General features: G+C 36.9%; 6 protein-coding genes and 1 tRNA gene. 6 read left to right on the top strand and 1 reads right to left on the bottom strand.

The window, feature by feature from the left end; translation table 11 throughout:
• Positions 1-548 precede the first annotated feature (548 nt).
• From J7E67_RS02695 to J7E67_RS02680, 4 genes are all read left to right on the top strand, one after another.
• Complete coding sequence (locus J7E67_RS02695) at positions 549-1,244, top strand: MgtC/SapB family protein (RefSeq protein ID WP_214716594.1); 696 nt, start codon at positions 549-551, stop codon at positions 1,242-1,244.
• 80 nt (positions 1,245-1,324) lie between these two features.
• A tRNA-Ala gene (locus J7E67_RS02690) sits at positions 1,325-1,397 on the top strand.
• A 344-nt stretch (positions 1,398-1,741) separates the two neighbouring features.
• Entirely contained in the window at positions 1,742-2,068 is a 327-nt protein-coding gene (locus tag J7E67_RS02685) for a DUF485 domain-containing protein (protein ID WP_214716593.1), read from the top strand.
• Positions 2,068-3,606 (top strand): solute symporter family protein, encoded by a 1,539-nt coding sequence (locus J7E67_RS02680; protein ID WP_214716592.1) that lies wholly within the window; start codon positions 2,068-2,070, stop codon positions 3,604-3,606. The genes J7E67_RS02685 and J7E67_RS02680 overlap by 1 nt, the downstream gene beginning before the upstream one ends.
• A gap of 53 nt (positions 3,607-3,659) precedes the next feature.
• Here J7E67_RS02680 and J7E67_RS02675 read toward each other — a convergent pair whose 3' ends face one another.
• Positions 3,660-5,018 (bottom strand): DEAD/DEAH box helicase, encoded by a 1,359-nt coding sequence (locus J7E67_RS02675; protein WP_251026526.1) that lies wholly within the window; start codon positions 5,016-5,018, stop codon positions 3,660-3,662.
• A 193-nt stretch (positions 5,019-5,211) separates the two neighbouring features.
• Here J7E67_RS02675 and J7E67_RS02670 point away from each other — a divergent pair, with 193 nt between their 5' ends.
• On the top strand, positions 5,212-5,784 hold the full coding sequence (locus tag J7E67_RS02670) for an RBBP9/YdeN family alpha/beta hydrolase (protein WP_214730905.1): 573 nt from the start codon (positions 5,212-5,214) through the stop codon (positions 5,782-5,784).
• A 136-nt stretch (positions 5,785-5,920) separates the two neighbouring features.
• Positions 5,921-6,832 carry a selenium metabolism-associated LysR family transcriptional regulator gene (locus J7E67_RS02665; protein WP_214730903.1) on the top strand — a complete coding sequence of 304 codons (912 nt, stop codon included), beginning with the start codon at positions 5,921-5,923 and terminating at the stop codon, positions 6,830-6,832.
• Positions 6,833-6,843 lie beyond the last annotated feature (11 nt).

The raw sequence follows: 6,843 nt of genomic DNA, 5'->3' as shown, positions 1-6,843 counted from the left end.
TTACGTTGGCTTAGTTTCTTAATTGAAACTAAAAATTTTGTTTGTTTGCACGATTTTGTTTGTTTAGTTTTCAAAGATCAATTTCTCATTCGCTCGTAAGCGACTTTATTAATTTATCATATCCAACACCTTAATGTCAACAACTTTTTTAAAATCTTTTTTTTCGTTGGTTGACTCTCTCGATGAGGACGAGATTTAATATAACATGATAAATAAATGTTTGCAATATAATTTTAAAAGTTTTTTTGAAAAGCTCATTCTTATTACTAAGGTAAGGACCATATAAAAAACAGGGAAATGTAAAACTAATTGTTATAGCCTTTTTTGATCCTTCTTATCATATAATAAATAGACAGTTATTGATTAATAGTGAATAATTTCCATAATTTATAAAAATATAAGTTCCCACTTGTTCTTCCATTAGATACTCGTTTATGTGTAGAATCAACATAGGAAAACCTTTAATTTTTTCCAATGCTCTATATTTTCTACCACCACAACAAACAAAACTTCAGTCAACAGACTGTGTAATTGGACGTGAACCTTAGATGAGTAGTATCGATATCCATATATTAATTAAGTTAGGTGTTTCTGCTGTTTTTGGCCTTATTATCGGCCTAGAACGAGAATTAAAAAGGAAACCAGTTGGACTTAAGACAAGTCTGGTTATCTCGGTTGTGAGTTGTTTGCTTACAATTGTATCGATTGAATCGGCGTATATGTTTCCTAATTCGGATAATGTCAAAATTACAATGGACCCTCTTCGCTTAGCAGCACAGATTGTTTCAGGAATTGGTTTCTTAGGTGCGGGTGTTATCCTAAGACGGGGCAATGATAGTATTTCAGGATTAACTACTGCTGCCATGATATGGGGAGCCGCAGGAATTGGCATAGCTGTCGGAGCTGGTTTTTTCATAGAGGCATTTGTTGGTGTTGCACTACTTATGATTAGTGTGGAATTTGTTCCATTTTTAATGAAGATCATTGGTCCGAAACAATTACGGGAAAAAGAAGTCATGTTGCACTTGTTTATTAGAGATCAAAATCAAATTGATAAAGCCATTTCTTTCTTATTAGATAAAAATTATATTGTTCGTAGACTTAAGATTAAAGATTTAGACAACGGGGACCATCTTGTTCAAATCTTAGTTGCAGTGGATTACCGTGAAAAGACAACCGATGTGTATTCCTCTGTATCGAATTTAGAAGGTGTTCAGAAAGTTGAAATCGAAAGTATTGGCTAGAAAAAAATTTATGTTAAATCAAAATTTTCTCTTGCAAGATAATAGCAATACAGATATAATTTTTCTTGTACCAATAAACTGGGGGATTAGCTCAGCTGGGAGAGCGCTTGCATGGCATGCAAGAGGTCAGGGGTTCGAGCCCCCTATTCTCCATATTTCGAAAACCTTTGCGCTGCAAGGGTTTTTTTTATTTCTCTGATTTACAAAATAACATCCAACCCTCTCAATTATTTCTCCTAATAAATATTTTATGGGTATTTTTACCTTTTTTAAAAATTTCCTATTGCAAATTCCCTTCTCAATATAATAAAATCGAAAATGTAATTTAAAAATTTAGAAAAATCTGTATTTAAAGGAGTGAATTGTAAAAAAATTAATTTCTTCCGGTATAATTACCGCCACGATCTATTTTTCCTCAACAAATGACCAATCAGCATTGTCTTTTATTTGACCTCAGATTTGAACAAAGGGTTTTTATATGAGAGGGGGAACTACCATTGGAGGCAAAAAAAACTAAGGTTAATTCTGAAAGCGATTACACTGCAATTGTTCAATCATCATCATTTCAAAAATTACTCTCCGAAAAGAAAAAATTCATCGTGCCAATCACCATATTCTTTTTTTGTTTTTATTTTGCATTGCCTATATTAACTTCCTATTCGACAGTGTTAAATCATAAGTTTATCGGAAGTATAACATGGGCATGGGTCTTTGCTTTCTTACAATTCGTCATGACATGGGTTTTATGTATGCTTTACTCGAAAAAAGCAGCAAGATTTGATGAATTAGCTAATAAAGTCATCCAAGAAGGGGGGACTAACTAATGAATACAGCTGCATTTACTATGTTTCTATGTATCGTTTTTGTCACGTTAGTGATTACATACTACGCTTCAAAACGGACGAAAAATGCAAGTGAGTTCTACACGGCTGGCGGAGGTCTTACTGGCTGGCAAAATGGACTTGCCATCGCTGGGGATTATATGTCCGCTGCATCCTTCCTTGGAATTGCAGGGGCAGTCGCCTTAACGGGATTTGATGGCTTCTTTTATAGCATTGGTTTCCTAGTTGCCTATCTTGTTGTACTTTATTTGGTAGCTGAACCTCTAAGAAACCTCGGAAAATATACCTTTGCAGATATGATTGCTGCAAGATTTGATGCAAAAAAAGTGCGTGGTTTTGCCGCCATGAACACGGTAACCATTTCGATTTTTTACATGATTGCTCAGCTAGTTGGTGCAGGTGCACTTATCAAATTATTATTAGGCTTAGAATATACCACATCCGTTTTAATTGTTGGCGTACTAATGACTGTATACGTTATTTTTGGAGGAATGCATGCAACAAGCTGGGTCCAAATCATTAAAGCCGTTCTATTAATGGGTGGTACCTTAGTCATTTCTATTATTGTCTTTGCCAAATTTAACTGGAGTATTACCGATATGTTTGCACAAATGAAAACTGCAACACCGTTAAAGGAGACCTTCTTAAATCCTGGCGTAAAATACAAAATTGGCCTTGATACGATTTCGTTAAACATGGGACTAGTTCTAGGAACAGCTGGTCTGCCCCATATTCTTGTTCGTTTCTTTACAGTAAAGGATGCCAAAACTGCTCGTTCCTCAGTCGTTTATGCCACATGGATCATTGGGATTTTTTACGTTATGACCATTTTTCTTGGTTTCGGCGCGGCAGCTTTTGTAGGTAACAGTACAATTGTTGCAGCTAATCCGGCAGGAAATATGGCTGCTCCGCTTTTAGCCCAAGCTCTTGGTGGAAATATGTTATTTGCTTTTATTTCAGCAGTCGCTTTTGCAACTATTCTGGCTGTTGTTGCTGGCCTTGTTCTAACAGCTGCCTCAGCGTTTGCCCATGATTTCTATAACGTTATCCTTAAAAAGGGAAAAGCAACAGAAAAGCAGCAAGTGGGTATGGCACGCTGGGCAGCAGTTGGAGTTTCTGTCATATCTATTATACTTGCGTTAGGTGCACAAACTCTTAATGTCGCCTTCTTAGTTTCACTTGCCTTTGCCGTCGCAGCGAGTGCAAATTTACCTGTTATCCTGTATACAATTTACTGGAAACGCTTTAACACAACGGGTGCCGTTTGGGCTATGGTGGTTGGGCTTATTTCAGCAATCGGCTTAGTGCTAGTCAGCCCGAATGTATTCAGCCCTGAAATTGGAAAAGCTATTTTTGTAGGTGAGCCTTGGTTCCCGTATACAACTCCAGGAATTGTTTCTATTCCACTCGGATTTATTGCGGGCTATCTTGGAACTATTTTCTCAAGCCAAAAAGCCGATGTAAAAAGATATGAGGAAGTACTGGTTAAATCGAATACTGGCATTAGAATTGGTAGTTAAATAAGCGAATGGGACTGAATCATTTTCAGTCCCATTTGTTTTAAAAATGTATATTATCTTGGTCCTTTTCTTCCTGGACCTGTTTTCGTACTATTTCTTCCTGACGTAACGGTTTGGGACCTTCTTTCAGAGCTGCCTTTTCCTCCAGACCTATTTTCCCTTCTACCTGTATCGTTTCGATTTCGTGATGTCCTTGATCCTGCTTTAATCATTCCACGTTTATCTTTATGAACTGTATTACGTTCTTTTTTAACGTCTTCTGTTTCGGATTTCTCTTCGCTATTACTCATATTTTGTTTTGGAATAATGATGTTTAACTCTTGTTCAATCGTTTCGAGCATAGGCCTGTCCGCCGAAGAATAAAAGGTAATTGCAAGGCCTGTCATTCCAGCTCTGCCTGTTCGGCCAATTCGATGAACATAACTGTCAGAATCTTCTGGGATATCATAATTAAACACATGCGTGACGCCTTCAACATCAAGTCCTCTCGCCGCCACATCTGTAGCAATTAACAATTGCACTTCGGCATCCCTAAAACGCTTCATCACTCGTTCTCTCTTCGCTTGAGACAAATCACCATGCAATTCATCGCAAGAAAAGCCATTTGCTTTCAGGACATCAAAAAGTTTACTTACTCTTCGTTTCGTCCGACAAAAAACTACTGCTAAATAGGGACGATACATTTCCACTAATTGAATAAGCGTGGCTTGTTTAGCACGATCCGTTGTATGAATCGCAATCTGCTTAACATTTTCAGCGGGTCCTTGTGTTTTTTCTACTTGAATATATTCAGGCTCACGCATATGCTTTTTTGCTAGTTTGCGAATTTCAGGCGGCATTGTTGCTGAAAACAGCATCGTTTGCCTGCTTGCTGGAGTTTCTCTAATAATATCCTCCACTTCATTAAGAAAGCCTATATGGAGCATTTGGTCTGCTTCGTCTAAAACAAGGAAGGATATTTCCGATAAACGGATGGTTTCTCTTCTAATATGATCTAAAAGTCGGCCAGGAGTCCCAACAACAATCTGCATTCCCCTCTTTAATTTTTTTAACTGTTTATCGACATCCTGCCCGCCGTAGACAGCCAGGACATCTACACCGTTAATGTCTGCTATCAATTTTTCAATTTCATCTGTAATTTGCAGTGCTAATTCTCTGGTTGGAGTCACGATAAGCGCTTGAACCTGTTCTGCATCATGATTAATTTTTTCAAGTATCGGTAGAATAAAAGCAAACGTCTTCCCTGTTCCCGTTTGCGCCTGTGCAATTATATCGTTACCATTCATCACAAATGGAATCGCTTGTTCTTGAATTGGTGTCGGTTTTGCTATACCGTGGCCGCGTAATTTATTCACTAATGTTTCTGAAATACCCAATTTTAAAAAATCCGACAAAAAAACCCCTACTTTCATTTTTAACCTATCCATTTATTTTGATTGTTTATCATTCCAATTGCAAATATACTTTTCCTGTCGTTATTCAAAAAAATATATAAATGTTTAGACATTAGTTGCCTTTTTCTTTTAAAACAACTATAATTTTTGTATTACAATACAATACCAACTTATTTCATCGGAATAGTAAACTTTGGAGGTGGAGAATATTATGAACCAAAACAGTTTTCTCATCATGCATGGCCTAGGCGGGAGCGGCCCCGATCATTGGCAAACATGGCTGGCTCAAGAATTAACACAAAGGAATCATCATGTTTGTTACCCAACTTTCTCTAACTTTGATTCACCTAATAAGAATGTCTGGTTGGAGGAACTGTCCGCTACGATGAAGACGATTCCTGAGGAAAATAAATTAACGATTATCACACACAGTCTAGGATGCTTGCTATGGCTTCATTATGCCTCTACTCTAAACAAACAAATTGCCAAACAAGTTATACTCGTTGCACCGCCATCTCCATCACATATTCTCACTGAAGCGAAATCCTTCTATCCGGTACCGCTGGATGGAAACCATTTAATGCGAACATCTGTGGAAACATTATTTGTCCATTCATCCAATGATCCCTATTGCAGTTTGGACGATTCAAAAAACTATTTAAATCTCGGGCTGCCTTCCGTTACCATACCAAATGCTGGTCATATTAATACGAAGTCCGGACACGGGGAATGGCCATGGATCTTAGATTTATGTCTTTCTCGTAAAGAAATTGTTCAATATTGATAAAAAGAAGGAGTGAGACATCACTCCTTCTTTTTATTGACGTTACTTCTATTCTAAGCCATTATATAAATTAATTTTATCTGTTTTATCAATCAAAATTAATCGATTATATAAATATTTCAAGGAGGAAATACATTTGGATTTGCATCAGTTGTATGTTTTTACAAAAGTGGTTGAACACAAAAGCTTTTCAAAAGCAGCAGATGATATTTTTTTAAGCCAATCAACCGTTAGCTCTCACATCCAAGCATTAGAAAAGATGTTAAATATGAATCTTTTTGATCGTGTCGGAAGAGAAAGTATTCTTACTCCTCAAGGGGAACGCTTATATCAGTGGGCACTCAAGCTTTTGCTCATTAAGGACCAAGCATTGCTTGACCTAAAAGAGGGGATAACAGACCTCCGTGGAATGATAAGGATCGCAGCGAGCTCTGTTCCTGGGCAATTTATGGTTCCGCGAATGGTCAAGCAATTTAGAGTACAGTATCCTGAAGCGACGTTTCATATCAATCAATCTTCCTCAAAAATTGTGGCCGAAAAGGTTTTAAATGGATCTGTTGATGTTGGGATACTGGGTGATAAATACGAAAACGATAAACTTCACTATATTCCTTTATTAAAAGAAAAATTAGTCTTAATTACATCGAACCAAAACGAGATTGTGGGACCTGTCAATATCGAGGAAATTTTAGATTATCCATTTGTGATGCGTAATTCTAGCTCAGGAACGAATGCTCTTTTGGAACGTTTCCTTAAGAAAAGTAAGATTCATAAGGACAAATTAAATATCATTGCTTATATAGAAAGCGGTCAGAGTTTAATGCAATTTGTCCTACAGGATATTGGCATTTCGATTATATCTGAAATTGCTGCAAGCGAATATTCCTCTAAAAATATGCTTAAGATGCATGTTATAAATGGCTTTGATGACGAAAGATATTTTTATCTTGTTTACAACATTAATAAAACGCAATCACTCCTATCAAAATTATTTATTGAAGGTGCCTTGGATATGGTTGGCGGTGACCACACAAAGTGGGCTGAGTAAATACTCAGCCT

The sequence above is a fragment of the Bacillus sp. ISL-46 genome (assembly GCF_018613205.1).
Note: the sequence above shows the minus strand (reverse complement) of the source record. Positions and strands in the feature narration are given on the sequence as shown.

Bases quoted from the DNA above. Each gene is read 5' to 3' on its own strand.
- J7E67_RS02675 (WP_251026526.1), bottom strand. From the start codon at position 5,018: ATGAAAGTAGGGGTTTTTTTGTCGGATTTTTTAAAATTGGGTATTTCA.
- J7E67_RS02695 (WP_214716594.1), top strand. From the start codon at position 549: ATGAGTAGTATCGATATCCATATATTAATTAAGTTAGGTGTTTCTGCT.
- J7E67_RS02680 (WP_214716592.1), top strand. From the start codon at position 2,068: ATGAATACAGCTGCATTTACTATGTTTCTATGTATCGTTTTTGTCACG.
- J7E67_RS02670 (WP_214730905.1), top strand. From the start codon at position 5,212: ATGAACCAAAACAGTTTTCTCATCATGCATGGCCTAGGCGGGAGCGGC.